Source organism: Leucobacter sp. wl10 (genome assembly GCF_003569785.1).
Classification (GTDB): domain Bacteria; phylum Actinomycetota; class Actinomycetes; order Actinomycetales; family Microbacteriaceae; genus Leucobacter.
Genome location: NZ_KZ984035.1, coordinates 1 through 1,352, shown reverse-complemented (window position 1 = coordinate 1,352; position 1,352 = coordinate 1). Strand labels below are relative to the sequence as shown.

The following is a 1,352-nucleotide window of genomic DNA, read 5'->3' as shown; positions in this document are numbered from 1 at the left end:
TGTCAGTCTGTTTTTACCCGATCTCGCAAGGATTGGGAAGTCCCGGCCGGAGTGGTCTGACCCTTGCTTACGATTGGCCCGCAGGGTGCCTTTGCGTTGATCTGTCGACCCTCCGCCCGGGCAGCGTAATAAGCGCTGCCACCGGACGAGGCGTGACCTAATAGGAGCCTGGAGCATACTTTCGACAGCGTCCCCGTGACAGTCCTGTCCCCTCGCCGGTGACAGCGTGAACCCCACGATAACCGGCAGAGAGGAACCCCGCTATGACCCAGGCAGAGCCCGCCCGTTCAGGGCACGTCGTGATCGGCATAGACACGCATAAACACATTCACGTCGCAGCAGTGATGGACACCATCGGCGGGATCCTCGCGACCCTCACGATCGCGACCGACACCGCTGGGTTCCGGCAACTCCTCGACTGGGCTGGGACCTTCGGGAGGATCATCTCGTTCGGAATCGAGGGAACCGGCTCCTACGGGGCAGGTCTCACCTCGTTCCTGCGCCGGCAAGGCCACAAAGTCGTCGAGGTCTCACGCCCCGATAGGCGTCTCCGCCGACTCAACGGGAAGTCCGACACCCTCGACGCGGAGAACGCCGCGAGAGCCGTGCTTGCGGGATTCGCGACCGCGACCCCGAAAACGATGGACGGGGCGGTCGAGATGATTCGACAGCTCAAAGTCGCCCATGACACCGCGGTCAAGCAGAAAGCCGCGACGATGGTGACGCTCAAAGCGATGCTCGTGCACGCACCAGAACAGCTCCGCACCGAGACCGCTCGGAAGACCCAGCGGGCTCTCGCGCGTCACTGCGCCGCATTCCGGCCGCGCAGCCTTGAGTCTCCCGAGGACGCGAACCGGCATACCCTGCGGTCGCTCGCGAGGCGTTGGCTCATGCTCGATGAGGAAATCAAAGAACTCAACGGCATGATCGAGGAACTCGTCCTCGGGCGTGCTCCGCACCTGCTGGAGGAGTTCGGTATCGGCGTCGATACTGCTGCCGAGATCCTCATTGTTGCTGGCGATAATCCCGGGCGCATCAAATCCGAGGCTGCGTTCGCGAAACTCGCCGGCATCAGCCCCGTCCCTACAGGGTCGGGTATGACAAGTGGGAAGCATCGCATCAACCATGGAGGACACCGACAACTCAACGCCGCGATCTATCGGACCGTGATCGTGAGAATGCGATTCCACCAACCCACCATTGATTACGTCGCCCGCAGAACCGCCGAGGGCAAGAGCAAACGAGACATCATCCGATGTCTAAAGCGCTACGTGATCCGAGAGCTCTACCACCTGATCAAAGTCAATCCAAGAACCGGGGAAATCATGAGTTGACAACTATAGGAGCATCAA

1 protein-coding gene is annotated in these 1,352 nt (G+C 61.1%); it reads left to right on the top strand.

Annotated elements, in window-relative coordinates:
* Positions 1-263: 263 nt before the first annotated feature.
* Positions 264-1,334 carry an IS110 family RNA-guided transposase gene (locus tag D1J51_RS17660; protein WP_119077316.1) on the top strand — a complete coding sequence of 357 codons (1,071 nt, stop codon included), beginning with the start codon at positions 264-266 and terminating at the stop codon, positions 1,332-1,334.
* Positions 1,335-1,352 lie beyond the last annotated feature (18 nt).